Origin of the sequence: Arthrobacter psychrolactophilus (assembly GCF_003219795.1) — a bacterium.
Classification (GTDB): domain Bacteria; phylum Actinomycetota; class Actinomycetes; order Actinomycetales; family Micrococcaceae; genus Specibacter; species Specibacter psychrolactophilus.
Genome location: NZ_QJVC01000003.1, coordinates 34,145 through 59,506, shown reverse-complemented (window position 1 = coordinate 59,506; position 25,362 = coordinate 34,145). Strand labels below are relative to the sequence as shown.

The following is a 25,362-nucleotide window of genomic DNA, read 5'->3' as shown; positions in this document are numbered from 1 at the left end:
AATTTTGGCAGACGACTTACCAGCATCAATGGCCGGTCAGGACAAGATCAATGACCAGACGGCCGTCACTCAATGGGAGGAAACAATGAAGCGCATCAACAAGATTTTGGGGGCGGGAGCCTTGGCTCTGACTCTCACCGTCACAGGCTGCAGCGCCGGTGGCGGCGGCGGAGCTAAAGAAACCGTAGATAGCGGGAAGGGTGCCGACGCAACTGCGTCTCTGCCCACCACCGACTGGGAAGTAGCCAAGTTCGATGAAGTGAAGCAGGGCGGCACGTTGACCCTCGCCGTCGACCAGTTGCCCGACAACTGGAACCTTCTGCAGGCCGACGGTGCTCTCGAAGCCGGCGCACAGATCATCGATCCCACCAGCGGTGGACCCGTACGTATCACCGCGGACGGCTCCTGGGAAGCTAACCCCGATTACGCGACAGAGGTAAAGGTTGTCAGCGATGATCCTCAGGTCATCGGAATTAAGCTGAACCCGAAGGCAGTATGGCAGGACGGCACGCCGATGTCCTACAAGGACTTCGACGCCACCATCAAGTCCAGCAACGGCACAAACCCGGAATTCCAGAACGCGGCCGACAACGTCTACAAGGACATTGAATCCGTAACCCGTGGCGACTCCGACCAGGACTTCACCATCACGTTCAAGAACAAGAACGCTGACTGGCCCTCCATCTTGGGCAACAAGGGCACGGTTGTCGCTGCCTCGGTTGCCTCCGATCCCAAGACCTTCAACGAGGGCTTCGCATCCAAGCCGATGCCGTCCAACGGCCCGTACATCGTCGACAAGGTTGACACCACTGCTCAGGTCGTTACCCTGGTCCCGAACCCGAAGTGGTGGGGTCAGGCTCCCAAGCTGGACAAGGTCATCATGAAGGTTGTCTCACGTGATGCGCTGGCTCAGGCCTACGCTAACAAGGAAATCGATGCCCTCATCGTTGGTACCAACAAGGACAACTACGACACCGCCAAGAAGCGCGAAGACGGCGAAATGCAGCAGTCCGCCGGTGTTACCTGGAGCCACCTGACGATCAACGCATCCAAGGGTGTCTTGGCTGATGTCAAGGTTCGCCAGGCCATTGGCCACGCGATCGACCGCGACACCATCAGCGAAAGCCGGCTCGCACCCATCGGTGCTCCCGTCACTAACCAGAACAGTGTCGTTTTCATGCCCGGCCAGAAGGGCTACGAAGATCACGCAACCGAGGCCATCGGCTACGACGTTGAGAAGGCTAAGGCCCTGCTCGATGAGGCTGGCTACAAGGCTGGCGCCGACGGCGCGCGCGCAAAGGACGGCAAGGCTTTGTCGATCGCTTACACCTTGCCTGCCAACAACCCGGTTTCCGAGCAGATCTTCAAGCTCGTCCAGGCTAACTTGAAGGTCGTCGGCGTTGCCGTCACCGCCAATTCCGTTCCGTCGGACAAATACTTCTCCGACTACGTGAACAAACTCAACTTCGAAGTGACCGGTTTCTCCTGGGTTGGTACGCCCTTCCCGATCTCCTCCAAGGAATCCCTGTTCTACCCGGTTGATTCTGAGCAGAACTACACCGGCATCACCGATGAGAAGCTCGGCGCCATGTGGGCCGAAGCCAACGCGGAACTCGATCCCGAGAAGCGCATCAAGCTGGCTAACGATATCGATAAGGCTGTCATGGCTTACGCTCCGTTGATCCCGTTGACCCCCACCCCGATCACCTATGGTGTCAAGAAGGGTCTCGTGAACTACGGTTCCGCTCAGTTCCAGGACATCGACTGGACCACCGTGGGCTACAAGTCCTAATTAGCTCCATCTAAAAAGGCTCGACCCGCTCGTCATGAGCGGGCCGAGCCTTTTTCTTGCTCTTGAGCTGGCGAGCTAGCTCAGCAGGCTTGCGAGGCAGAGCACCAGCAACAAGACTCCAACGACGCCGGACGGCACATTCCAGCCGCTTCTCACCTTGCGCTCTGGCCCAGTGGGGGATTCGGACTGGTTTTCCCAGGCATCCCACGCCGCCTGAACGGCGGCCTGAGTCTGTGGGATAGCGCCGGTGCCAGCGGAAATCTTGGGACCCAATTTTCCCGCCCCGGGAGCACCCCAGCTGGGGATTCGTCCGGCGGTGGTGTCGAAGCTGACGTTTTGAATGACACGCAGGGCGATCAGCTGGCTGAAGGGGACATCGTGATCACGGGCGATGTTGCGGATGGTGATGCCGTCGCGGTGGATCAACAGGCACGGACGCCAGAGCAAGGCAAAGATTCCCCAAGCGATGAACAGCAGCCAGGGCAGGAACTGCCAGATCGATCCGGCGGTGCCGGTCAGTACTAAATTCAAGGAGAGCGCGCCACAGAAGATCCATGCAACGATCGCCAAGATCCGGGTGGGGGTGGAGTGGATGGATCTGGGCTTGGAGGTGTTTGAGACTGTTTGCATGGTCCTTCAAGAATGCCAGATAATTCCTCGCCACCCTGTCCACTGGGCGTGTCTGTCGCCGAGGAGACTTATCGGTCCACGGGCACCGTATTCATCACTGTTTTGTCCACGGGATACCTGTGGAGCAATAGCGACAGCCCCACGGTGCCAGCTAAGGCAATGAGCCCCATTAATGTGAAGGCCAGTGGGAGATTTTGGCTCCACCTTGATAAGGAGCTCGCGGCGGTCCACGTTGATAGCAGGAAAGTGGCAGGCGGCAGAGAAATTAGTGCATCCATAAGCGGACTCCTGAGCTGATGGTTGCTCAACCGCCGGAACGACCCACCATAGACGAGTACGCCCACGGCCAGCAGTCCCATATAGGCAATGAGCCCGAAGCCGCCACAACCTGAGGAGGCAGGGCGGGACGCAGTGACATCGCACGTTCCCGCCACTTCGACCGAACTCCACGTGCCCACGACTATCAGTAGCACGCCAAGTATTCGAGCGGACCACCTCAGCGCAGAGTGGGGTCGATACGTGATGACTTCGGTCATGCAATCGACTCTAGCCGCTCGATTCTTGTTTTCGAAGTGGTGTCGTGGGTCTGGCTTGTGAGCCATCACTATAGGGTTTAAGGCATGCTTCCAACGCTAACCGAGCAACAGCGCGCCCCTGTCATGGAGGATGTGGCTCTGAGGGCAGGCGTTTCCCATCAAACGGTTTCCCGAGTTCTCAACGGAAGCCCCAGTGTTAGCCCGAAAACCAAGGAAAAGGTTCAGCGAGCCATCGTTGAGTTAGGCTATCGACGCAACACGGCGGCCCGAGCGTTGGTGACTCGGAAGACTCAGACCATCGGGCTTTTGGCCAATGGTCTGAATGAATATGGTCCTGCCAATATCTTGCTGGCCGTGCAAGAAGCCGCCCGCGAGGCCGGATATTTTGTCAGTATTGCCGGAATCCGCGGGTTTGCCCACCAGGAAATTGCCGATGCCCTCCAGCGGTTCCTCGATCAGGGCGTGGAGGGGATTGTGGTGCAGGTGCCGCATGCCGATATTCCCGCCATGCTCAAAGAGTTGAACCTCGGGGTACCCATAGTTGTCATTGGCACCGCCGCGGATGGAAGCCTCAGTGGAGTCATGGTGGATCAGGAGAAAGGCGCTTGCGAGGCTGTGCAGCATCTCGTGGACCTTGGGCACACCACGATCGCTCACGTGGCCGGACCCGACGGTTGGATCGATGCGGCGGAGCGCGTGTCAGGCTGGCGCCGGACCCTCGCCCATGCGGGGCTGGCCGCGGGGCCGCTGCTCACGGGGGATTGGACGGCGGCCTCTGGTTATCAAGCTGGGCTGAAACTGGCGGAAGATCCAACCATTACCGCAGTCTTTGCCGCCAACGATCAAATGGCCGTGGGCTTGCTGCGGGCCTTCACCGAGAAAGGGATCTGCGTTCCTGAAGATATCTCGCTCGTCGGGGTCGATGATCTTCCGGAAGGTGCCTACCTTGTTCCGCCTCTGACGACGGTCCGCCAAGGATTTGAGGAGTTGGGCCGCCGCTGTCTTGAGGTCATGTTGAGTCAGCTTGAATCGGCAACGACTGCCCAGACGGCAGTCGTGGAGCCACGGCTCATCGTCCGTGCATCCACGGCGCCGTGCGCCCCGATACAGTAGCAAACATAGAGGTTGCCATTGGCACTGAAGGCGACGTCCAGAAGGTAAGGTCGCAGCTAGATAAAAGTAATAACAAGGGGAGTGGACGATGGCTGCAACGCTGCAGGATGTAGCCAACCTGGCCGGGGTTTCGGTCAAGACGGTGTCGAACGTAGTTAACAACTACACCCATGTCCGGGCAACGACGCGAACCAGGGTTCAGGGAGCTATCGACCAGCTCAAGTACCAGCCGAACATGTCTGCCCGCGGACTGCGGTCAGGGCGGACAGGTGTTATTGGGCTGGCGGTCCCAGAGTTGAGTTTGAGCTACTTTGCCGAACTTGCCGATGCCGTCATCAAGGCAGCCGAACGTCACGGCATGGTGGTCCTCATTGAGCAGACCGGAGCGGATCGGAAGCGAGAAATCGATCTCCTCTCCAGCCCTCGACTGCAGCTGACCGACGGTTTGATCTTCAGCCCCCTCGGCATGGGGAGCGACGACGCCTCCCACCTGGACGTTTCCTATCCGCTGGTAGTGCTGGGTGAACGCATCTTCGGCGGGCCTGTTGATCACGTGACCATGAAGAACATTGACGCAGCAAGGGCGGCAACGGAACTCTTGATTGCGCGTGGTCGGAAGCGGATAGCTGTCATCGGTGCTCATGAGGGTGAAGTCGTCGGCTCCGCAGCGCTCCGGCTGCAAGGGTACAAAGAAGCCCTGGCGGCGGCAGGGCTGCCCTATGATGACGAACTGATTGGCTACGTGGGCCTATGGCACCGCCATGACGGGCTGATGGCCATGCGGAACATGATAGAACGCGGGGTTGAGTTTGACGCCGTCTTTGGGTTGAATGACACCCTTGCCCTTGGTGCCATGCGGGTTCTTCAGGAGGCGCACTTCAAGATTCCCGACGACGTGTCTGTGATCGGGTTCGATGATCTCGATGAGACGCAGTACTCCCTGCCTGCGCTGTCCACGGTTGACCCGGGACGGGCAGAAATTGCAGAGACTGCGGTCCGGGTCTTGATGGAACGCATCAATGGCCAGACGGCCCCGAAAAAACCGGCACCCGTTGAATACCTGGTGGACTTCACGCTGCGGGAACGGGAATCGACGCTGTAGTTTCGCGTCACCACCGACCCGGCTGATGGATCCCGTCATGTTGCGTCACAAATTTACAACGTTGGAAAAAGTGACTCAAACCACTTGACGTCACTATTCGTCTTGTGGCAAGTTTACATTTACAACGTTGTAAATAGGATTTTAGCTCCACCAATCGAAAGGACTGCGTGATAATGAAGTCACGGTTCAAGACAGGCATTGTGGCAGCGGTTGCCGCGGCGGGATTGCTTCTCAGTGGTTGCGGCCCGGCAGCGACAGGGGCCGGCGGCGAGACGCTGACCTTCATGTTCCGCGGTGGCGCGGATGAGAAGGCCGCCTACACCAAGGCCATCGGTGAGTTTGAAAAAGCAAATGACGTCAAGGTCAATATGATCGTTACGACCCCCGATGACTACTCCACCAAGTTGAAGGCCGCGATCGCCGGCAAGAAGGTTCCGGATGTCTTCTACGTTGATCCGGGCAGCGTCCAGGCCTACGTAAAAACCGGTGTCGTCAAGAACATCAGCGAGTTCGTTGAAGGCTCGGACAGCATCGACCTGGACAACATTTGGCAGTATGGCGTGGACAGTTACCGTTTCGATGGCAAACTCATGGGCCAAGGTGACATCTATGCACTTCCCAAAGATGTTGGCCCCTTCTCCTTCGGCTACAACAAGACCATGTTTGACGAGGCTGGCATCCCTCTTCCGAGTGCCGACACTCCCTACACCTTCGACGAGTTCGTCGACGTTGCTAAGAAGCTGACCAAGGATACCAACGCTGACGGCAAGCTGGATCAGTGGGGGACAGGGCTCAATGTCCAGTGGAACCTGCAGCCCTTCGTCTGGTCAAATGGGGCCGACTGGCTTAACCAGGACCGTAGCAAGGTCACCGTGGACACCCCGGAATTCGCCGAGTCGCTGCAGTGGTTCGCTGATTTGCAGAACGTGGCAAAGGTGACTCCCTCCGTCGGCGAGGCTCAGACTCTGGACACCTACCAGCGCTGGATGCAGGGACAGATTGGATTTTTCCCTGTCGGCCCGTGGGACGTCTCCACCTATGAAAAGCTCCCCTTCGAATGGGACCTGATTCCCTACCCGGCCGGTTCAACAGGCAAGAGCGCCACCTGGACCGGCACTCTCGGTATCGCGGTCTCCAACTCTAGCAAGGCCCCGGAAAAGGCAGTGGAACTTGCCAAGTTCCTCAGCGCTAACGAGACGGCTCAGCAGTCTCTCGTTGACGCCGGTGTGCAAATCCCTAATCTGATCGACATGTCAGACCAGTGGGTCAAGGATTCCACCACCAAGCCTGCCAACAAGCAGGAATTCCTAGACATCGTCAAGGACTATGGCCGCGGCCTGCCTGCCAACAGCACCTACAGTGCGGAATGGTACGACGAGCTCTTCAAGAACATCCAGCCCGTTCTGGACGGCAAGAAGACGGCTGCTCAATATCTGAAGGAAGCCCAGCCGAAGATGCAGAAGTATCTGGACCAGGCCAACCAGGCAGCGGGGATCGGCTAAACACATGTCAACCATCACTCGCAGATCCACCCTGCACCGCAAGGAGCAGCGCGTTGCGCTGATCTTCGTGGCACTGCCCGTCATAGGGTTCGCGGTGTTCACCATCTTTCCATTGCTGTTCTCGGTGTATGCCTCATTCACCGAGTGGAATGGCATCTCCGCACCTGTGTTCACCGGGCTTGCCAACTTCCAAGCGATGATGGTTGACCCGTATTTCTGGCAGGCCATGTGGAATACCTTGTTCCTGATGATTGGCATTCCCATTGGCCTGTCGCTGTCCCTGCTGTTGGCTCTGGCGCTGAACCGTAAGATGCGCGGCACCACGTTCTTCCGCACGGTTTACTACGTGCCCGTCATTTCCTCGATCGCGGCCGTGGCCATCCTGTGGCAGTGGGCGTTCAACGGGGACTTCGGCCTCATTAACCAGGCCCTGGCCATGATTGGCATCGACGGGCCCAACTGGCTGGCCAACACGGCGACCGTCAAGCCGGCCATCATCATCATGAGCGTGTGGAAGGGCATGGGCTACTCCATGTTGTTGTACCTGGCAGCACTGCAATCCGTGCCCCGGCACCTCTACGAGGCCGCCTCATTGGACGGGGCGGGGGTCCTGCAGCAATTCCGCAACGTCACGTTGCCCATGCTGCGCCCCGTCACGTTCTTCCTGGTGGTCACCTCGATCATCGGCGGCTCGCAGATCTTCATCGAGATCAACATCATGACTCCCGGCGGCGGGCCCGAGTTCGCCTCCGCATCCATCGTTTGGTACATCTGGCAAAAGGCCTTCAACTACCTGCAAATGGGATACGCAACGTCCATGTCACTAGTGCTGGGTCTGATTGTCTTTGCCGTGACCGCCATCCAATTCCGGCTCAACCGCCGCAACCAGTTTTCGATCGACTGAGGAGGCGACATGAGCCATTCATCGACAACCACCGCGTCCCCTGCGCCATCGGTGCCCCACACGCCGCTGCCCAAACTGCCTGCCCGTCGGCGTAACGCCCAGGACAAGCAGTACCGTATCGGCAACATCATCGTGACGGTGTTGCTCTCACTGGGCGCCATCATCATGCTGGCGCCGCTGGTCTGGACATTCTCTACGTCTCTGAAGACTCACGAGGCAGTCTTTGCTTTGCCGCCGCAGTGGATTCCTGCACCAGCGGTGTGGGAAAACTACCTCAGGGTCTGGTCCGCTGGCCCCCTGTGGAGCGGTATCAAGAACAGCCTCATCGTCGCCGGATCAGTGACGGTAGTGGGCACCGTGGCGTCCTCCTTGGCAGCCTTTGCTTTCGCCAAGATGCGCCTGCCGGCAAAGAACGTTCTGTTCCTGGTGCTTCTGGCCGGGATGATGGTGCCGTTCCCGAGCATGATGATTCCGCAGTTCATGATGTTTGCCACGATCGGCTGGGTCGACACGCTATTGCCGCTGATCATCCCGGGCCTGTTCGGCAATATCGTCATGATCTTCTTCCTCAAGCAGTACCTGGATTCGATTCCGGATTCCATCATTGAGGCGGCCAAGATCGACGGCGCATCGTTCCTTCAGATCTTCGCGAAACTCATCCTTCCGGTCATCAAGCCGGCCATTGCGGCGCAGTTCATCCTGTGGTTCATGGGCGTATGGAACGACTATCTGGCCCCGATCATTTACCTGAACTCCCCGGAAAACCAGACACTGCAGCTGGTGATCGCCAGCTTCAACGCCACCTACGCCACGCAGACAGACTATCCACTGATCATGGCGGCATCGTTCATCGCCCTCCTGCCGGTGCTCATTATCTTCGTCATCTTCCAGCGCCAGATCATTGAATCCGTCGCGCTGACCGGAGCAAAGGGATGAGCGTGTCCGCTGAACTAGATTACGACGCCGCCGATGTCACCACATGGGGCGCACGCAACGCCCACGACCCAACAGTCGTGCGCGCCGACGACGGCAGCTGGTATATGTTCAGCACCGACGCCGGAGCGGGCACCGCAGAATCGACGGCACCCGCCGGGGTCCACATGCGCCACTCCACGGACCTGGTCAACTGGGAATTTACCGGAACAGCATTGCCAGGGGTCCCCGGGCAGGCCGCAGCACTGACCGGGGCTCCGGGGCTGTGGGCGCCTGAGGTTGTGCGCTGGCCCGCGAATGCGGATGGTGAATCGCTTTGGCACATGTACTACTCGGCATCCACTTTTGGCTCCAACACCTCGGCCATCGGGTTGGCCACCGCGCCAGATCCTGCCGGGCCCTGGGCTCATCAGGGCCTGATCGTGGCCACGGAGGCGGGCGTCGATGCCCAAAACGCCATCGACGCCGCAGTCACCTTTGACGCCGAGGGGCAACCCTGGCTGACGTATGGCTCCTTCTTTGCCGGCATCCATACCCTGCGGCTGTCGCTGTCGGACGGCATGCCGGAGGTGGCTGGCGCAAAGGGCTCCCTGATCGCCGTCCGGGATGTCGCCGTCGAAGGTTCCGTGGAAGGTGCCTATGTGCTGTACCGGAAGGAAACGGGGAAGTACGTGCTGTTTGCCTCCTACGGTTCGCTTTTCGACTCCTACAATGTCCGGGTCGCCGTGGCCGACTCCATGGAGGGCCCATACCGGGATGCGCTCGGTGCCTCATTGACGGACCTGGATCTGGAGCCGTGGCAGGCGGGAACCAAGATACTGGGCAGCTGGAAGTTCGACGGCGGTCCCACTTGGATTGCGCCCGGGCACAACTCGGTGCTGGTGGAGCAGAGTGTGGGTGGCGAGGAATACTTCATGGTCCACCACGTGCGCTTTGCCGACCACGGCGCAGCCCAAACAGTCGAACACACGGCGCATTTGCGCCGCATGTTCTTCACCGACGGCGGCTGGCCAGTGGTTTCCCCGCATATTTTTCAGGGCGCGGACAAGGAGATCTTGTCCGCGGAGGAGCCAATTGCGGGGCTGTGGCAGGCTGCGCGGTTTACCCCGGAGTCAGAGGAAACCGCTGAATCTTCCAGAGTCTTGATCCGGGTGCTCTCTGGCCCGGAAGGCAGCGCGGGGGAGGTGGTTCGGTGCCGGCTGGCGCTGACCGCTGGTGGCTCCGGGGAACCGGTAACCGTCGACGCCGTCGTGTTTGGTGCGTGGGACGATTCGGGCCAAAAGTCCGTGCTTTCCTTCAGCGGAATCGACGCCGGCGGCCATGCCTGGTTTGGCAGCAAGGGGGATTAGCCGTGTATGACCATGAAACCGGTTGGGCCGGACGCGCCATGGGTTGGCTCCGGGCACTGACAAATCTGATCCTTGTGAACATCCTGTTCATCCTCGGAACCATTGCGGGCCTAGCAGTTCTGGGACTCTTCCCGGCGGCTGTGGCTACCCAGCACATCCTGTCCGGGATGCGCTCCGGGCGCCGCGACATCGCCGTGGTGAAGGATTTTATACAGGAATACCGGAGCCAATTCAGGCGAGCCAACCTAGTGGGAGCCCCCTTCTGGGCAGTTTCAGCGCTGCTGATTCTGGATGCGGCGGCATTGTCCTCGGACGGTCTTGCAGGGCCCGTCGCCGCTGTCATGACGGCCCTCCTACTGGCGGTTGGCGTGCTGACCTTCCTGGTCCTGCTGTGCGCGGTGGCCATCACAGCCGGCCGCCAGGAATCGCCCACCGCAATCTGGCGGTACGCGCTGGCCTTGCCTCTCGCGTCGCCGGCTATGAGCGGATCTCTCCTGCTGGCCATGGTCGCACTGGGACTGGTCATGGGCCAATGGACGGTCCTGATCCCTTTGATAGGGGCCTCACTGCCACTCTTTGCGGCAGGCTGGCTCATCGACCACCGGCTGGCCGCCATTAATTCTCAACAACGTCTTCTACAACAAGCAACTACGTGAAACACCCTAAGAAAGAGGAAACTACCGTGACGAAGGCAGTTATCGCCATTGATCGCAATTCAGTGGTGGCACCCATTAACCGGCGCATCTTCGGATCCTTTGTTGAGCATCTGGGACGTTGCGTCTACGACGGAATCTACGAGCCCACCCACGCAACGGCCGACGAGGACGGTTTCCGCGGCGACGTGGTGGAACTGGTCAAGGAACTCGGCACCAGCACCATCCGCTATCCCGGCGGTAACTTTGTCTCGGGCTTCCGCTGGGAGGACAGCGTCGGGCCGCGCGAAAATCGCCCCGTCCGCCGGGACCTGGCCTGGCACGCCATCGAGACCAACCAGGTGGGCATGGATGAATTTTCACGGTGGTTGAAACTCACAGACTCTGAGCTGATGCTCGCCGTCAACCTCGGTACTCGCGGAATCGAGGCCGCCCTAGACCTGCTCGAATACACTAACCATCCCTCTGGGACGACCCTCAGCGATCAGCGCATCAAGAATGGTACGGAAGAGCCGCACAATGTGCGCATCTGGTGCTTGGGCAATGAGATGGATGGCCCGTGGCAGACCGGTTACATGTCTGCCGACGACTATGGAAAGATTGCCGCCCGCACGGCCCAAGCCATGAAGGCTGCCGATAAGGATCTCGAACTGGTGGTGTGCGGATCCTCAGGATCCTCCATGCCCACGTTCGGGGACTGGGAGCGCACGGTCCTCGAGCACACCTACGAGCATGTTGACTACATTTCTTGCCACGCCTACTACCAGGAACGCGACGGCGATCTGGATTCCTACCTGGCCTCGTCGCTGGACATGCAGTACTTCATCGAGACAGTTGTGGCGACGGCCGATCACGTTGGCAACAAGCTGCGCAGCGATAAGAAGATCAAGCTCTCCTTTGACGAGTGGAACATCTGGTACTTGGACGAGCACCGCGAGTCCGACGAGGTCAACGACGAATGGCACGAGGCCCCGCGCCAGCTGGAGGATGTCTACTCGGTGGCTGACGCCGTCGTTCTGGGCAACCTGCTGATCACCTTGCTCAAGAACCACGACAGGGTTGCCTCGGCCTCACTGGCGCAGCTGGTCAACGTCATCGCCCCCATCATGACCGAACCCGGCGGTGCCGCATGGCGCCAGACCACGTTCTTCCCGTTCTCGGTCACCTCACGCCTTGCCCGCGGCGAAATCCTGAACCCACGCATCACCGTCGACAGCTATCACACCGCTGCCCACGGCGACGCCCCGCTCGTGGACGCCGTCGCCACGGTGGACGAGGACGCCGCCGCGGTATTCCTGGTCAACCGCAGCACCACGAAGTCCATCGAGGTCTCCATCGATGCCGCGGGTCTCGGCGCCACGGCCATCACCGAGGCGGCCACCCTGCACGACGCCGATGCGTACGCCAAGAACACGCTGGAGGACCAAGAACGAGTGGGACTGAAGGTGTTGGAAGGTGCAGTGTTGAACGATGGTGTCCTCACCGTGGTCCTGCCGCCAGTGTCTTGGTCCGCAGTGGCACTGGCCCTCTAGCGCAGAAGCCCGGAGAGCCCATGAAAACGGGAAATAGACTCATAGCTGTTGCCATGGCGTTGTTCCTGGGGCTCTCCGGCTGCGCCGGTCCTGCGGGCGAGAAAGCCCTGGACGGCGACTTTTTCACCCACGACCCGGCACTCGTGGCCGGGTCGGAGGGTGAGCCTTGGTTTGTCTACTCCACCGGCAACGGAGCGGAGGATGATGGCAACATCCAGATTCGCTCCTCGCCTGATGGTGCGGCATGGGAGCGGGTGGGCCAGGTCTGGACACAGAAGCCGGCCTGGCTTGCCGAGGCCGTTCCCGGCGTGGACAACCTCTGGGCGCCCGAAGTCTACGAGCACGACGGCACCTGGTATCTGTACTACTCAGCATCCACGTTCGGCAGCAATCGTTCCGTTATTGCCCTCGCCACCAACACCAGCCTCGATCCCGATGCTCCCGGCTACAAGTGGGTGGACCGCGGTCCCGTCATTTCCTCCGAGGGAACCGACTTCAACGCGATCGACCCGGGCATCGTCGAGGATGCCGAAGGCACCCCGTGGATGTCCTTCGGCTCATTCCACTCCGGCATTCGGATGATCAAGCTGCAATGGAGCGACGGGCTTCGGGCCGACGACGCTGAGCCACTCCACTTAGCCAGTCGAGGGGATGCAACGAACGCCATCGAGGCGCCGTTCATACTGCCCAAGGACGACCGCTACTACCTCTTTGTGTCTAAGGGCTTTTGCTGCCGGGGACTCGATTCCACCTACAACATTGTTGTGGGTCGCTCGGAGTCGGTGACGGGGCCATATCTGGATGCCAACGGAATACCGCTGCTCGAAGACGGGGGAACACCCGTGATGGAGAGTCTCGGGGACCGGATGGGGCCCGGCGGACAATCTCTTTCAAACGGAGTCCTGGCCTTCCACTTCTACTCGGCAACCCTCGACGGCGGATTCCGGTTGGGTCTGGTCCCGTTGCGTTGGGAAGATGGCTGGCCGGTGCCTGATGAGTAGGGCCGGACTGTTCCCGTCCCAGCACGGCCCTCGGACTGCAGGCTGCTGAAAGCTGGCCGATTCCGGGCAATAAAAAACTGTGTGGCTTCGCAATTTCAGCGGAGCCACACAGTTATTTATTCTTCGTGAAGTTATTTCAGGGTTGCCTTGGCTCGACGCTTGTTGAAGACATCGAACGCGACAGCTGCGAGCAGGACAAGTCCCTTGATGAGCTGCTGGAACTCGGTTCCAACGCCCATGATGGACATGCCGTTGTTCAGGATACCGATGATCAGACCACCGATGATGGCGCCGATGACCGTTCCAACACCGCCGGTGACAGCCGCGCCACCGATGAAGACGGCGGCAATGGCGTCGAGCTCGAAGCCTTCACCGGCCTTCGGGTTGGCGAGGTTGAGCTGGGCCGTGAAGACCAGGCCAGCCAAGGCGGCCAGAACACCCATGTTGATGAACAAGGTGAAGGTGACGCGCTTGGTGTTCACACCCGAGAGTTCGGCGGCGTGGGCGTTGCCACCCACAGCGTAGATGTGACGGCCCCAGATGGAGTTGGCCATGATGGCGGAGTAGCCCACCATGAGCACGCCCATGACCAGAAGCACGATCGGGGTGCCGCGGTAGCTGGCCAAGAGGTAAGCAATGAGCAAGATCAAGGCGCTCGTGAATACCAGCTTGGCAATGAACCAGGCGGTGGGCTCGTCGGCGAGGTTGTACTTCTTCAGGTTGGCACGCTGCTTGATACCGGCAATGACAAAGGCCAAAGCCGCAAGGACACCGAGAATGATGGTGAGCGGTTCAAGGAATGAGGTTCCGCCACCCAAGTCGGGGAGGAAGCCGCTGCCCAAGGCACGGAACTCATCGGGGAACGGTGAGATCTGCTGATTCTGCAACGCGATCTGAGCCAGACCACGGAAGGTCAACATACCGGCCAGTGTGACGATGAAGGACGGGATGCCGAAATACGCAATCCAGAAGCCCTGCCACGCACCAACCAAGGCACCGAGGACGAGGCAGGCGATGATGGCAAGCCACCAGGGCATGTGCCACTGGGTGATCATGACACCGGCCATGGCACCAACAAAGGCAACGACCGAGCCGACGGAAAGGTCAATGTGTCCGGCAATAATGACCATGACCATACCCACGGCCAGGATCAAGATGTAGCTGTTCTGGACGATCAGGTTCGAGACGTTGATGGGAGCCAGGGTGATGCCATTGGTGGTGATCTGGAAGAAGATGATGATCACGATCAAGGCGATGAAGAGCCCCACCTGCCGGAGCTGTCCGGTGAGGTATTGAAGGGCGGAATTTACGGCAGTCATCAGATGTCCTGCTCCTTTGCTTGGGTCATAAAACGCATTAGGTATTCTGCAGTTGCTTGGGCTCTGGGGACATCGGCCGTGATTCGGCCTTCGGCCAGGGTGTAAATCCTGTCGCAGATACCTAACAATTCGGGCAGTTCAGAGGAAATGACAATGATGCCTTTGCCTTGGTCTGCCAGTTGGTTGATGATGCTGTAGATCTCGTACTTGGCGCCAACGTCAATGCCACGCGTGGGCTCATCCAGGATCAAGACATCAGGATTGGCGAACATCCACTTGGACAGCACAACCTTTTGCTGGTTACCACCGGAGAGCTTTCCGGTGATGGATCCAACACCGGGGGCTTTGATGTTCATGCTCTTGCGGAAGCCTTCCGCGACAACATGTTCCCTGTTCTTATCTACCCAGCCCCAACGGGCTAGTTTTTCAAGGGCTGCACCGGATATATTGCGCCGGATATTGTCCAAGAGATTCAGGCCGTAGTGCTTGCGGTCTTCGGTGGCGTAGGCGATGCCATGCTTGATGGCGGCAGCGACAGTCTTAGTCTCAATGGGGACACCATTTTTGTAGACCGTGCCGCTGATGTTCGTACCGTAGGTTCGGCCAAAGACGCTCATGGCCAGTTCGGTACGGCCTGCGCCCATGAGTCCGGCGATGCCAACAATTTCACCGGCATTGACCTTGAGATTCGCACTCTTGACCACTTGACGTGACTGATCCACGGGGTGGTGAACGGTCCAGTCTTCAATGCGGAGCAGCTCTTCGCCAATCGTGGGCGTGTGATCGGGGTAGCGGCTGTTCAAGTCGCGCCCCACCATGCCCTTGATGATGCGCTCCTCGGAGATATCATCGGCATGCATATCCAGCGTCTCAATGGTCTGGCCGTCACGGATGATCGTGACCTTATCGGCAACAGCCTTGATCTCATTGAGCTTGTGGCTGATCATGATCGAGGTGATGCCCTGACCCTGCAGGTGCTTGATCAGATTGAGAAGATTCTCTGAGTCGTTGTCATTCAACGCGGCCGTGGGCTCGTCGAGAATGAGGAGCTTGACTTGCTTTGAGAGGGCCTTGGCGATCTCAACGAGTTGCTGCTTGCCAACTCCGAGCTCGGAGACCTTTGTGCCGGGATGATCGTTCAAGCCCACGCGGGCCAGAAGCTTGGCGGCCTCTAAGTTGGTCTTGTTCCAATCGACGAAACCATTCTTGGCCAATTCGTTGCCCAGGAAGATGTTCTCGGCGATGGAAAGGAACGGGCTCAAGGCCAGCTCCTGATGAATAATGACAATGCCGGCTGCCTCTGAGGACTTGATGTCCTTGAACTGGCAGAGCTTATCCTCGAACCAGATTTCACCGTCGAAGGTACCTGCTGTGTAGACACCGGAAAGTACCTTCATGAGTGTCGATTTACCGGCACCGTTTTCGCCACAGATGGCGTGTACTTGTCCGCGTTTGACCTCGAGCGAAACATCTTGAAGGGCCTTAACCCCGGGAAATGTCTTGGTGATGGCACGCATGTCAAGGATCGTTGATGGCACGATGGACCTTCATTTCGCGTTCGTGATGATGTGGATGACATTCGTTCCAGTTGCGGCGGCAGACGCCGCCGCAACTGGAAGGCGCTGCTACTTCAGGTCGGCAGCGGTGTAGTAACCGCTGTCGATGAGTTCCTTCTGGTAGTTGTCCTTGGTGATGACGGAGGGCTGCAGCAAGAAGGTCGGAACAACCTTGACCTTGTTGTTGTAGCTCGTGGTGTCGTTGACCTCGGGGGTCTTGCCGTTGAGCAGGTCATCGGCCATGGTGACGGCCTGGTCGCCCAGCTGGCGGGTGTCCTTGTAGATCGTGGAGTACTGCTGTCCGGCGATGATGGACTTCACTGAGGCTGCTTCTGCATCCTGACCCGTGATGATCGGGAGGGTGTCGCTGGCGTAGCCGGATGATTCCAGAGCGGAGATGATACCGATGGAGATGCCATCGTAGGGGGAGAGGATGCCGTCAACCTTGGCGCCACCTGCGGAGTATGTGCTGGCGATCAGGTTCTGCATGCGCTTCTGAGCCGTGGCCGGATCCCAACGCAGGGTAGCGATCTGGGTGAAGCCGGTCTGGCCGCTCTTGACGACTACGGTGCCGTTGTCAATGAACTTCTGGAGCGTCTTCATGGCGCCGTTGTAGAAGAACGTGGCGTTGTTGTCATCGGGGCTACCGGCAAACAGTTCAACATTGAAGGGGCCGGTCTTGCCGGTTTCCTTGCCGGCGGCATCCAAGATGCCCAGGCCGGTCAACAGCGAGGTGGCCTGGTCAACGCCGACCTTTTCGTTATCGAAGGTGGTGTAGTAGTCAACGTTAGCGTTGCCATTGATGAGGCGGTCATAAGCAATAACCTTGATGCCAGCCTTAGCGGCATCATCGAGCTGATCGCTCAAAGCAGTTCCGTCGATGGAGGCAATGATCAAGACCTTGGCGCCCTTGGTGATCATGTTGCTGACCTGCTGAACCTGCTGCGGGATCTTGTCATCGGCGTACTCGAGTGTGGTCTTGTAGCCCAGCTTCTCCAAAGAAGCCTGGATGGCGGTGCCGTCCTTGATCCAGCGCTCGGAGGTCTTGGTGGGCATTGCGATGCCGATCAAAGCTCCGCTGTTGTCAGCGCCAGCGTTATCTGCCGCTTCGCCTCCGCGGGTTCCGCCACAACCGGTGGCTCCCAGGGTCAGTCCGAGTGCCAGAGCACCAACGATTAGTCTCTTGAATTTCATGGTGAATTCCTTTGTGCCCTGTGAGCCTCATTGCCACGGGATAGTAGGTTCAGCGTGTTGGTGGCGTGGAGCCGCAACACGGGAAGCGGCACTAACCGACATTGTTAGCGCTAACATTCGTGTTTAGTGTAACCCACAACACATCCAAATCGTCAACTGTGGCCGCGCTACCACTCTGGTGAGTGGCCAATAGGCGACTTGTGGTGTTCATAGCGAGACATATTGCTTTCCATTGAACCCTGCGCGGGCACAAAAAATCCCTGTAGTTCCTTCTCAAACGAGAAGGAACTACAGGGATCACTGAGCCAAAGCTTGAAGAGTTTAGACGCCCGAATACACGCCGTACTGTTCACGGATGACCGGGTGGAAATCACTCACAGGTGCGGCATCCAGCTCCAGTTCCCAAGTGGGACGGGCGCCGTCGAGTGCCCAGGCCGCCTGAACGGCAGCGCCCCGTGCCACGTATTCACCGGGTGCTGGAACAATCACCGGGACGCCAAAGACCTGTGCGGCCACGGCCTGGACGGCGGGATTCTGAGCCGCACCGCCAATCAGTAGTAATCGCTCGGCCGTGACGCCGGAGGCCACAACGGCATCCAGGCCATCGGCCAGACCGCACAGCATGCCCTCGATCGCGGCCCTAGCCGTGTTGGCCCGGGTCGTTGAGGAAATGCTCAGGCCATGGAAGCTTGCCTTCGCGTTGGGCAGATTTGGCGTACGCTCACCCTCAAAATAAGGAACCAGCACGACGCCGGCACTGCCGGGTTCGGCGGCCAGCGCCAGCTGGGCGAATTCATCGAAGGAGACGGCCAACAACTCGGCCACCGAGCTCAAGATCCGTGCCGCATTGAGCGTCACGGCGATGGGCAAATACGCACCCGCCGCGTCGGCAAAACCGGCCACGGTTCCCGAAGGATCGTTGACGGCGGCAGGAGCCGCGGCAAAAACCGTGCCGCTGGTGCCCAAGGAGATGACAACATCGCCTGCGGCCACGCCTAAACCGAGCGCGCCAGCGGCGTTGTCACCGGCACCGGCACCAACGATGATCTCGCTGCCGTTGGCGTAGTCCGCGTGGACCGTTCCGGTGTTGGCCTCAGGAGCTGCCACCTTGGGCAGGACAATCAGGCTTCCATCGAGCTCGCTCGAGCCGGCCTCACAGGCCGGACGGCCAAAGGCAGCCTCGAACAAGTCCAGATCGTAGGCCTCGCGCGCCGGAGACCAATAGCCGGTGCCGCTGGCATCGGAACGGTCGGTGACGAGCTGGTCCAGATCCGGGCCCAGCGGGCTCTCATCGGCAGGGCCGTAGCCACGAAGTCGCCAGGACAGCCAATCGTGGGGGAGGGCCACTGCCGCAACGCGTGCAGCTATCTCGGGCTCGTTGTCGCGCACCCAGCGGACCTTCGTGCTGGTCAGCGACGCCACGGGGACAGAGCCGGAGCGCTCAACCAAGGCCGCGGCACCGAACTCGGCAATGAGAGCCTCGGCGGAGACAGCGGATCGGGTGTCGTTCCAGAGGAGTGCGTCGCGGACGACGCGCCCTTCACTATCCAGCAGCACCATGCCATGCTGTTGTCCCGCGATGGCGAGGGAGGAAACATCAGCCAGCCCTCCGGCGTCGTGCAGTGCTTCTAGCAAGGCAGTCCACCAGAAGCTGGGGCTGACCTCCGTTCCATCCGGGTGAGATGCCCGGCCGGTGCGGAGGGTGGCTCCGGTGCCGGAATCGACAATGACAACCTTGCAACTTTGGGTCGAGGAATCGATCCCGGCAACCAACGCCATGGAGTTACCGCGCGCCGAGCAGGTGCTCGATGAAGAGCTGCTGCAGCTTGACGAAGCCGAAGCCCTTGCCACCGAAGTAAGCATCGGTGTCGAAGTCCTCGTAGGAGGCCTTGTCGGCACGGAGAGCTTCCCAACCTTCGCCCGGGTTCAGGGTGGGCTGGTTGATCTCTTCCACGCGGGAAGCGAGCAGCGCGGCCTGGACCTCGGGATCGGCGCGGAATGCGGTGGCGCGTTCCTTCAGGAGCAGGTAAGTCTGCATGTTGGCGGCTGCGGAATCCCACACGCCGTTGATGTCCTCGGTGCGTGAGGGCTTGTAGTCGAAGTGGCGCGGGCCGGTGTAGGCGGGGCCGCCGTTGGGGCCACCGTTTTCCAGCAGGTCAACGAGGGAGAAGGCGTTCTGCAGATCGCCGTGGCCGAAGACCAGGTCCTGATCGAACTTGATGGAGCGCTGGCCGTTGAGGTCGATGTGGAAGAGCTTGCCCTGGTAGAGCGCCTGGGCGATGCCGTGGGTGAAGTTCAGGCCCGCCATCTGCTCGTGGCCCGTCTCCGGGTTGATGCCCACCAATTCGGGGCGTTCCAGGGTGTCGATAAACGCCATCGCATGGCCCAGGGTCGGCAGGAGGATGTCGCCGCGGGGTTCGTTCGGCTTGGGCTCGATCGCGAAGCGGATGTTGTAACCCTTGTCGGTCACGTAGTCACCCAAGAGGTTCACGGCTTCGCGGTAGCGCTCCAGCGCGCCGCGGATGTCCTTGGCGGAATCGTATTCGCTGCCTTCACGGCCGCCCCACATGACGAAGGTTTCGGCGCCCAGCTCGGCGGCCAGATCGATGTTCTCGATGACCTTGCGCAGTGCGAAGCGACGCACGCCGCGGTCGTTGGAGGTGAAGCCGCCGTCCTTGAAGACCGGGTGGCTGAAGAGGTTGGTGGTGACCATCGGCACGATCATGCCGGTGGAATCCAGGGCGCCCTTGAGGCGGTCAATCTCGTGCTGACGCTCGGTGGCCGTGGCGTCGAACGGGAAGAGGTCGTTGTCGTGGAACGTCAAGCCGTAGGCGCCTAGGTCGCTGAGGCGGTTGACGGCTTCGACGGTGTCAAGCTTGGGGCGCGTGGCCGAGCCGAACTGGTCCTGTGCTTCCCATCCGACGGTCCAGAGGCCGAATGAGAATTTGTCTTCGCGGGTTGGCTGCAGTGCCATGGGATTCCTCCAGGTGATGTGCGTTACAAATAAATAAGTTCTGAGTAAGAACATATTGCAGGAATCGCCTCACGTCAAGCGCTCGTCCGGAAGTTTCTGGCGGGGCTTAGGGTGCAAGAATGTCGTGAAATACTCTGAAATGTGCCTCCCGGGAGCATTAAGTTGCTAAAGTAATCAAATTACGTGACGGTCGCACTCTTTGATGGACGACGTCGAACCCCGGCTTGGCTGCCCCTCGGCAGATGTGGCGCTAGTTTCGTCAAGCAACGAAAGAAACACAATGGCCAGCGGCACAGTAGGCTTATTGGCAGCGAAAGAGGTGAATTGACGTGGCATCCATGGAACAAAGCCGTCCGGCACAAAGGGGAAACAACCTCGATGATGTGAGGCGCAATAACCTGGCCATCGTGCTGGGCCTGGCCCACGTTCGAGGACGGGTTTCCCGTGCAGAAGTCACCAAGATGACAGGGCTGAACCGTTCAACCGTGGGCGGCCTCGTTGCTGAACTCGTGGATCTGGGCCTTGTGGATGAGCAGGAGCCCGACGCCGCGAATCATGCGGGACGGCCCAGCGCCATCATCGTGCCGCGTGCCGACATTGTGGCGATCGCCGTCAACCCCGAGGTCGATGCCGTGACCATCGGCCTAGTATCGCTCTCTGGCCAGGTCCTCAAACGTATTCGCTACGACACAGCCCGTGTTCCCACGCCCGAGGAAGTCGTCAACATTGTTGGCGCCGTCGTGGCGGGCATGCGCGGTGAGTTGGACAGCTCCTTCCGCACAGTCGGTGTAGGAGTGGCAGTGCCCGGTCTGGTCCGCGAGTCCGGCGGTGAAGTCGTTGTGGCCCCGCATCTTGATTGGCACAATGTTCCCTTCTCGGCCATGCTCAGCGATGCGTTAGACCTTCCCGTGGTCTCGTCCAACGATGCGTCCGCCGCCATCTCCGCCGAAAGCACCTTCGGCGCTGGACGTGGAGCACGTCAGCATATTTACCTCAACGGTGGTGCCAGCGGTATTGGTGGTGGCATTGTCATCAACAACGAGTTGTTCCCGGGCGTCAGCGGATTCGCCGGCGAGTTTGGACATTCGCTCGTGAACTCCGAAGGCTCGCTCTGCCATTGCGGCGCTTATGGCTGCCTGGAAACTGAGGTGCGGCAGTCTGCCCTGCTCGCCGTCCTGGGGCTCGACGCCGCTGACAGCGAGCAGCTCGAGAACGTCTTGTTGGCTCAATTTGCCCGCCCCGAAGGTGCCGAGCCGCAGGTTGCCGAGCTCGTCAATAAGCAGCTGACCTTCCTTGCTGAGGCCTTGCGGGGAACGGTAAATATCTTTAACCCCGAGCTCGTGATTTTGGGCGGCTTCCTTGGCTTGCTGTACGCAGCGGCCCCGGAGGTGCTCGAATCGGGCGTGCGGGATCGGGCGCTCATGGGCCCTCGCGGCGATGTTCGCTTTGCCCGTGCCGAGTTGGGCCTGGATCTGCTGATGATTGGCGCGGCGCAACTCGCCTTCGCCCCCGTCTTGGCCGATCCGGCCAGCATCACGAAATCGCTGCTGAAATCCAGCTAACAGCTCCCGACTCTTACAGTGAGTCCGGCTCGATCTCGGCTTCTTTTTCCAGCGCAGTTGCGTGCTCGTTGATTTCCTCGATGTCCGGGGAAACCATCTCGGAGTAAACCTCGGCCAAGGGATCGGAGGAGGAGGGCTCGTTGATCAAGTCTTTGTCGTCATAATCGGAATTCTTGCTCATATTCACACAATAGCCCCGGCCCGTCGGTGCGGGTAGAGCTTTGCGCACCAAGGAACTTGCGGGGTTCAAGGCACCGGACATGTCCTGTTGACGATCTACCTCGGCAAAATATTCTTCTCAGCGATGTCACACTTTGCTGATTCCAGCGTCTTTCTATGTAGGAGCCCCAACGTGGGGCTCGGGAAAGAAGGAAAACCTCATGCTGAACCTCGTCATCTTTGACTTCCCCTTTGAGGGGCCCTTCGGCGCTGAAATGGCAACCGCCTTCGCGCCGCTGGCTGCTGAAATCGACAAGCAGCCCGGCCTCATCTGGAAGGTTTGGACGGAAAAGCCGGGCGAGAAAGCCGCAGGTGGTGTCTACCTCTTCGCCGACGCTGCAGCCGCCGATGATTTCATCGAGCTGCACTCAGCACGGTTGGAATCATTGGGAGTCAAAGGCGTGGCCATCAACCAGCACGAAGTCAACGAGCCGCTCACCGCGATCACGAATGCTTCGCTGAGCCGGGACTAGCACCGTCCCTGCACTCAATGAGGCGTTTGCGGGCCCGGGATATCCGCTGCCTGACAGCGGCGGCGGATATCTGTAGGCGATCGGCGATCTCCGGTGCGGTCAACTCATCTGCCACGTTGAGAATCAGGGGTACTCGTAGCGTTTCCGGGAGATCCTTGATGGCCAGTAATGCGCCGTCAAGGATCTCCCGGACTTCACTTTCTCGAGAGAAGTTCTTGGGATCTTCGATGCTTTCCTCGAACGGTACCACCGAGCTCCGGGCCTGTTGACGGGCCAGATCGATCGCAGTGTTTCGTGCAATTCTGTCCAGCCATGAGCACATCTGTCCTGGCTCTGCGGACTGTAAAGATTCGATGGAGCGCCAGGCCCGCAGCAATGCCATTTGAGCCACGTCCTGAGCGTCGTCTGGAGGCACGCCCAGGGAGATGCTTCGCCGACGAAGCCGGTCCGGTTGACCAGAAATCATGGTGACAAACGACGAACGAGCATCCGGGCCGCTGTTTGCAGGTTCGTGGACGCTCATGGAACACCAACCCTCCGAAATGAGGTGATGCCATATTGGCGGACCCCAACCCAATGTTAATACACCCGAGTGATGGCACTCCATGGGTGGGGCCAGCCAGATTCACTCAACGCCCCGACCATGAAGCTAACGGTTCTCTGCACCGATTTAGGTGAAGCGTTAGGTGCACACTGTGGCTATCCGGCGCTAAGCGTCCGCAATGTACTGCCCGTGAATTCCCGAACGGTGTCCTGCCAACCATTGACAAGCCCGAGCAGGTTTTCGCCGTCGGCCCGGTGCGCGCCGGTGTCGCTTTCCAGCATGCGCAACACACTGGTTCGGAGCTCGGTGTTGAAATTGACCTTGCCAACACCAAACGCCGGAGTTTTGGCGAGGTCTTCTGCAGGGATGCCGGAAGCTCCGTGGAGAACCAAGGGGACGCTGGATAGGGTGGAGATTTGCTCCAGCAGATCCCACTGGAGTTTGGGTTCGCCAGCGTATTTACCGTGAACATTTCCCACAGCGACCGCGAGCAATTGCGCTCCGCTGTCGCGGACAAAGCCAGCCACCTGATCTGCCGCAGTCAACCCTGTGGCCACAGCTGCGAAGGCGCGGTCCTCATCTCCGGCAAGTCCGCCCAACTCCGCCTCAATGATCACTGACGGATCCGCGATGGCATCTCGTACCGCGTGCACCAGAGCAATATTGGCCGCAATATCCAGGGACGAGCCATCGGCGAGGACGGAGTCAGCCCCCGCTTCAATCCCGGCGAGGATTGACTCGATGTTGCTGGCATGGTCCAGTTGAATGGCCACGGGTACGGATGCTGCGTCTGCCAGTGAACGAAGTGCCGTGATCAAACGCAGACCCTGTGGTGAGGAGGCGGTCTTCGGTGCAACTAGGAGAATGACGCCGCGGCCGGCTGCTTCGGCTTCAGCAACTACGGCAAGGGCCGTGGTGAAGTCATAACAGGTGAAGGCTGGGACGGCGTTGCCGCGGGCCAGGGATTCAGAAACCAAGGTGTTCAATGATGTACGCATCAGGTGTTCAAGCCTCCAACAAAGATCCAAGTGACAAAGGTGAGAGCAAATCCGGCCAGACCAAGAATCGTGGTCAGGACCGTCCAGGTCTTCAATCCGTCGGAAACGCTCAATCCGTAGTAACGGATCACTACCCAGAAGCCAGCGTCGGTGACGTGCGACAGACCCAGCGAGCCAAAGCCAATGGCCACCGTGATGACGGCGATCTGGGCAGGGGTGTAGCCGCCGGACAAGATCGCGCTGGACAGCAATCCGGTGGTGGTGACAATGGCCACCGTCGCGGAGCCTTGGGCGGCCCGCAGTGCCAAGGAAATGATAAATCCGAGCAGCAGAACAGGGACGCCCCAGCCGTCAAGCGTGTGGGAAAGAGCCCCGCCAATTCCACTGACCTGCAGAACGGTGCCGAAGATGCCACCGCCGGCAACGATCATCAAGATTGAGGCGATGGGCGGCAGTGCACCCTCAAAAATGTCGCTGGTTTCCTGAAGGGACCAGCCGCGGCGTACCGCAAGGGTGAAGAAGGACAGTGCCACGGCCACGAGCAAGGCAAAGAAGGGGTTTCCTACAAAGGCGCTGACGCTGTGTCCGAGGGATTCCTCGGGAAGGATCATGGTGCCGATGGTGCCCGCCAGAATGAGCACAATGGGTGCGGCAATGAGGGAGATGATGAGGCGAGGACGCGGCGGTGCCGTCGTGCCCTTGTGCGAAGCGACAAGCGTCTCCGGATTGCCGAATTCTTCGACCTGGGCGCGGACGCTGGGTAGCAAGGCAAATTCCTTGCGGTTCATAATGCTGGAAACCCAGTAGGACAAGAAGCCCAATGGCACACAGATGATGAGGGAAATGATCATGATGAGGCCAACGTCAGCGCCGAGTACGCCCGCTCCGGCAACAATGCCGGGGTGGGGCGGGACGGCGACGTGAATGGCGAGCATGATGCCGGCCATGGGGAGGCCGAACTTGATGGGGTGGACCTTGGCGATCTTGGCAAAGGCATAAACAATCGGCACCAGCACGATCACGCCCACTTCAAAGAAGACCGGGATCGCGACGAGGAAGCCCACAATGGTCAGGGCTACTGCCACTCGTTTGGGCCCAAGCTTGGCCGTGAAGTGGTCGGCCAGTGATTGCACACCGCCGGAAACTTCAATCATGCGGCCGAGGATGGCGCCCAAGGCAATGAGAAGTGCCACCTTTCCCATGGTTCCGCCGACGCCCGTGGCGACAACCGTGAAGATCTTCTCCAAGGGAATCCTGGCGGCAACGGCCACCAGAATGCTGACAGTTAACAGGGCAACAAAGGCGTGAATCTTAAAGCGAATGATCATGAGCAGCAGCAAGGCGACGCCTGCCGCAGCGATGGTCAGCAGCAGGGGAGTGCCCAGCTCGACGGTAGGTTTGATGACTGGCGCATCCGCTGCGACCAGCATCAAGGGGGTCATGAGGGTGTTCATAAAACAGATGTCTCCTTTGACA

General features: G+C 59.6%; 22 protein-coding genes. 12 read left to right on the top strand and 10 right to left on the bottom strand.

Features of this window, described 5'->3' with window-relative positions; genetic code table 11:
• Window positions 1–4: 4 nt before the first annotated feature.
• Window positions 5–1,792 carry an ABC transporter family substrate-binding protein gene (locus CVS30_RS04730; protein ID WP_146233340.1) on the top strand — a complete coding sequence of 596 codons (1,788 nt, stop codon included), beginning with the start codon at window positions 5–7 and terminating at the stop codon, window positions 1,790–1,792.
• A 75-nt stretch (window positions 1,793–1,867) separates the two neighbouring features.
• On the opposite strand, the gene CVS30_RS04725 is transcribed toward CVS30_RS04730, so the two are convergent.
• Complete coding sequence (locus CVS30_RS04725) at window positions 1,868–2,422, bottom strand: hypothetical protein (protein WP_110484182.1); 555 nt, start codon at window positions 2,420–2,422, stop codon at window positions 1,868–1,870.
• A gap of 620 nt (window positions 2,423–3,042) precedes the next feature.
• Here CVS30_RS04725 and CVS30_RS04715 point away from each other — a divergent pair.
• The 9 genes from CVS30_RS04715 (at window position 3,043) to CVS30_RS04675 (ending at window position 13,047) form a co-directional block, all read left to right on the top strand.
• Window positions 3,043–4,071 (top strand): LacI family DNA-binding transcriptional regulator, encoded by a 1,029-nt coding sequence (locus CVS30_RS04715; RefSeq protein WP_245934435.1) that lies wholly within the window; start codon window positions 3,043–3,045, stop codon window positions 4,069–4,071.
• A gap of 88 nt (window positions 4,072–4,159) precedes the next feature.
• The gene (locus CVS30_RS04710; protein ID WP_110484180.1) at window positions 4,160–5,173 is read left to right on the top strand and encodes a LacI family DNA-binding transcriptional regulator; all 1,014 of its coding nucleotides are present in this window, start codon (window positions 4,160–4,162) and stop codon (window positions 5,171–5,173) included.
• Between the two features lie 173 nt (window positions 5,174–5,346).
• On the top strand, window positions 5,347–6,675 hold the full coding sequence (locus CVS30_RS04705) for an ABC transporter substrate-binding protein (protein WP_110484179.1): 1,329 nt from the start codon (window positions 5,347–5,349) through the stop codon (window positions 6,673–6,675).
• Between the two features lie 4 nt (window positions 6,676–6,679).
• Window positions 6,680–7,579, top strand: coding sequence for a carbohydrate ABC transporter permease (locus CVS30_RS04700; RefSeq protein WP_110484178.1), 900 nt, complete (start codon window positions 6,680–6,682; stop codon window positions 7,577–7,579).
• 9 nt (window positions 7,580–7,588) lie between these two features.
• A complete protein-coding gene (locus CVS30_RS04695; protein ID WP_110484177.1) occupies window positions 7,589–8,515 on the top strand; it encodes a carbohydrate ABC transporter permease in 927 nt (308 codons plus the stop codon).
• Window positions 8,516–8,517: 2 nt separating this feature from the next.
• Complete coding sequence (locus CVS30_RS04690; RefSeq protein WP_181419687.1) at window positions 8,518–9,861, top strand: arabinan endo-1,5-alpha-L-arabinosidase; 1,344 nt, start codon at window positions 8,518–8,520, stop codon at window positions 9,859–9,861.
• 2 nt (window positions 9,862–9,863) lie between these two features.
• Window positions 9,864–10,517 (top strand): YesL family protein, encoded by a 654-nt coding sequence (locus CVS30_RS04685; protein WP_110484175.1) that lies wholly within the window; start codon window positions 9,864–9,866, stop codon window positions 10,515–10,517.
• 26 nt (window positions 10,518–10,543) lie between these two features.
• Window positions 10,544–12,046, top strand: a complete 1,503-nt coding sequence (gene arfA / locus CVS30_RS04680) for an arabinosylfuranosidase ArfA (RefSeq protein ID WP_110484174.1) — start codon at window positions 10,544–10,546, stop codon at window positions 12,044–12,046.
• A gap of 20 nt (window positions 12,047–12,066) precedes the next feature.
• Window positions 12,067–13,047: an arabinan endo-1,5-alpha-L-arabinosidase gene (locus CVS30_RS04675; RefSeq protein WP_110484173.1), complete on the top strand. Its 981-nt coding sequence runs from the start codon at window positions 12,067–12,069 to the stop codon at window positions 13,045–13,047.
• Window positions 13,048–13,178: 131 nt separating this feature from the next.
• Here CVS30_RS04675 and mmsB read toward each other — a convergent pair whose 3' ends face one another.
• The 5 genes from mmsB to xylA form a co-directional block, all read right to left on the bottom strand.
• Entirely contained in the window at window positions 13,179–14,366 is a 1,188-nt protein-coding gene (mmsB, locus tag CVS30_RS04670; protein WP_110484172.1) for a multiple monosaccharide ABC transporter permease, read from the bottom strand.
• Window positions 14,366–15,883, bottom strand: a complete 1,518-nt coding sequence (gene mmsA, locus CVS30_RS04665) for a multiple monosaccharide ABC transporter ATP-binding protein (RefSeq protein ID WP_370800466.1) — start codon at window positions 15,881–15,883, stop codon at window positions 14,366–14,368. Before mmsA ends, mmsB begins: the two co-directional genes overlap by 1 nt.
• 108 nt (window positions 15,884–15,991) lie before the next feature.
• Window positions 15,992–17,116 carry a multiple monosaccharide ABC transporter substrate-binding protein gene (gene chvE / locus CVS30_RS04660; RefSeq protein ID WP_110484170.1) on the bottom strand — a complete coding sequence of 375 codons (1,125 nt, stop codon included), beginning with the start codon at window positions 17,114–17,116 and terminating at the stop codon, window positions 15,992–15,994.
• A gap of 321 nt (window positions 17,117–17,437) precedes the next feature.
• Entirely contained in the window at window positions 17,438–18,895 is a 1,458-nt protein-coding gene (gene xylB / locus CVS30_RS04655) for a xylulokinase (RefSeq protein ID WP_110484169.1), read from the bottom strand.
• Between the two features lie 4 nt (window positions 18,896–18,899).
• The gene (xylA, locus tag CVS30_RS04650; protein WP_110484168.1) at window positions 18,900–20,090 is read right to left on the bottom strand and encodes a xylose isomerase; all 1,191 of its coding nucleotides are present in this window, start codon (window positions 20,088–20,090) and stop codon (window positions 18,900–18,902) included.
• 338 nt (window positions 20,091–20,428) lie between these two features.
• On the opposite strand from xylA, the gene CVS30_RS04645 reads away from it, so the two are divergent.
• On the top strand, window positions 20,429–21,652 hold the full coding sequence (locus CVS30_RS04645) for an ROK family protein (RefSeq protein ID WP_110484167.1): 1,224 nt from the start codon (window positions 20,429–20,431) through the stop codon (window positions 21,650–21,652).
• A 13-nt stretch (window positions 21,653–21,665) separates the two neighbouring features.
• Here the strand turns inward: CVS30_RS04645 and CVS30_RS17905 are convergent, their stop codons facing one another.
• Window positions 21,666–21,833, bottom strand: a complete 168-nt coding sequence (locus CVS30_RS17905; protein WP_181419686.1) for a hypothetical protein — start codon at window positions 21,831–21,833, stop codon at window positions 21,666–21,668.
• Between the two features lie 199 nt (window positions 21,834–22,032).
• Between CVS30_RS17905 and CVS30_RS04635 the strand changes: the two genes are divergently transcribed.
• On the top strand, window positions 22,033–22,344 hold the full coding sequence (locus tag CVS30_RS04635) for a monooxygenase (RefSeq protein WP_110484165.1): 312 nt from the start codon (window positions 22,033–22,035) through the stop codon (window positions 22,342–22,344).
• Here CVS30_RS04635 and CVS30_RS04630 read toward each other — a convergent pair.
• The 3 genes from CVS30_RS04630 to CVS30_RS04620 all read right to left on the bottom strand — a co-directional run bounded on the left by CVS30_RS04630 (window position 22,316) and on the right by CVS30_RS04620 (window position 25,340).
• The gene (locus CVS30_RS04630) at window positions 22,316–22,867 is read right to left on the bottom strand and encodes an RNA polymerase sigma factor (RefSeq protein WP_110484164.1); all 552 of its coding nucleotides are present in this window, start codon (window positions 22,865–22,867) and stop codon (window positions 22,316–22,318) included. The genes CVS30_RS04635 and CVS30_RS04630 overlap by 29 nt on opposite strands.
• A 176-nt stretch (window positions 22,868–23,043) precedes the next feature.
• A complete protein-coding gene (locus tag CVS30_RS04625; RefSeq protein WP_110484163.1) occupies window positions 23,044–23,886 on the bottom strand; it encodes a class II fructose-bisphosphate aldolase in 843 nt (280 codons plus the stop codon).
• The gene (locus CVS30_RS04620) at window positions 23,886–25,340 is read right to left on the bottom strand and encodes a GntP family transporter (RefSeq protein WP_110484162.1); all 1,455 of its coding nucleotides are present in this window, start codon (window positions 25,338–25,340) and stop codon (window positions 23,886–23,888) included. Before CVS30_RS04620 ends, CVS30_RS04625 begins: the two co-directional genes overlap by 1 nt.
• Window positions 25,341–25,362: the final 22 nt, after the last annotated feature.

What these genes read in the sequence shown, in the direction of transcription:
- mmsA (WP_370800466.1), bottom strand. Translation starts at nt 15,883, where the DNA reads ATGCGTGCCATCACCAAGACATTTCCCGGGGTTAAGGCCCTTCAAGAT.
- CVS30_RS04620 (WP_110484162.1), bottom strand. Translation starts at nt 25,340, where the DNA reads ATGAACACCCTCATGACCCCCTTGATGCTGGTCGCAGCGGATGCGCCA.
- CVS30_RS04710 (WP_110484180.1), top strand. Translation starts at nt 4,160, where the DNA reads ATGGCTGCAACGCTGCAGGATGTAGCCAACCTGGCCGGGGTTTCGGTC.
- CVS30_RS04725 (WP_110484182.1), bottom strand. Translation starts at nt 2,422, where the DNA reads ATGCAAACAGTCTCAAACACCTCCAAGCCCAGATCCATCCACTCCACC.
- CVS30_RS04645 (WP_110484167.1), top strand. Translation starts at nt 20,429, where the DNA reads ATGGAACAAAGCCGTCCGGCACAAAGGGGAAACAACCTCGATGATGTG.
- CVS30_RS17905 (WP_181419686.1), bottom strand. Translation starts at nt 21,833, where the DNA reads ATGAGCAAGAATTCCGATTATGACGACAAAGACTTGATCAACGAGCCC.
- CVS30_RS04675 (WP_110484173.1), top strand. Translation starts at nt 12,067, where the DNA reads ATGAAAACGGGAAATAGACTCATAGCTGTTGCCATGGCGTTGTTCCTG.
- mmsB (WP_110484172.1), bottom strand. Translation starts at nt 14,366, where the DNA reads ATGACTGCCGTAAATTCCGCCCTTCAATACCTCACCGGACAGCTCCGG.
- chvE (WP_110484170.1), bottom strand. Translation starts at nt 17,116, where the DNA reads ATGAAATTCAAGAGACTAATCGTTGGTGCTCTGGCACTCGGACTGACC.
- CVS30_RS04630 (WP_110484164.1), bottom strand. Translation starts at nt 22,867, where the DNA reads ATGAGCGTCCACGAACCTGCAAACAGCGGCCCGGATGCTCGTTCGTCG.
- CVS30_RS04625 (WP_110484163.1), bottom strand. Translation starts at nt 23,886, where the DNA reads ATGCGTACATCATTGAACACCTTGGTTTCTGAATCCCTGGCCCGCGGC.
- xylA (WP_110484168.1), bottom strand. Translation starts at nt 20,090, where the DNA reads ATGGCACTGCAGCCAACCCGCGAAGACAAATTCTCATTCGGCCTCTGG.
- CVS30_RS04705 (WP_110484179.1), top strand. Translation starts at nt 5,347, where the DNA reads ATGAAGTCACGGTTCAAGACAGGCATTGTGGCAGCGGTTGCCGCGGCG.
- xylB (WP_110484169.1), bottom strand. Translation starts at nt 18,895, where the DNA reads ATGGCGTTGGTTGCCGGGATCGATTCCTCGACCCAAAGTTGCAAGGTT.
- CVS30_RS04700 (WP_110484178.1), top strand. Translation starts at nt 6,680, where the DNA reads ATGTCAACCATCACTCGCAGATCCACCCTGCACCGCAAGGAGCAGCGC.
- CVS30_RS04695 (WP_110484177.1), top strand. Translation starts at nt 7,589, where the DNA reads ATGAGCCATTCATCGACAACCACCGCGTCCCCTGCGCCATCGGTGCCC.
- CVS30_RS04635 (WP_110484165.1), top strand. Translation starts at nt 22,033, where the DNA reads ATGCTGAACCTCGTCATCTTTGACTTCCCCTTTGAGGGGCCCTTCGGC.
- CVS30_RS04715 (WP_245934435.1), top strand. Translation starts at nt 3,043, where the DNA reads ATGCTTCCAACGCTAACCGAGCAACAGCGCGCCCCTGTCATGGAGGAT.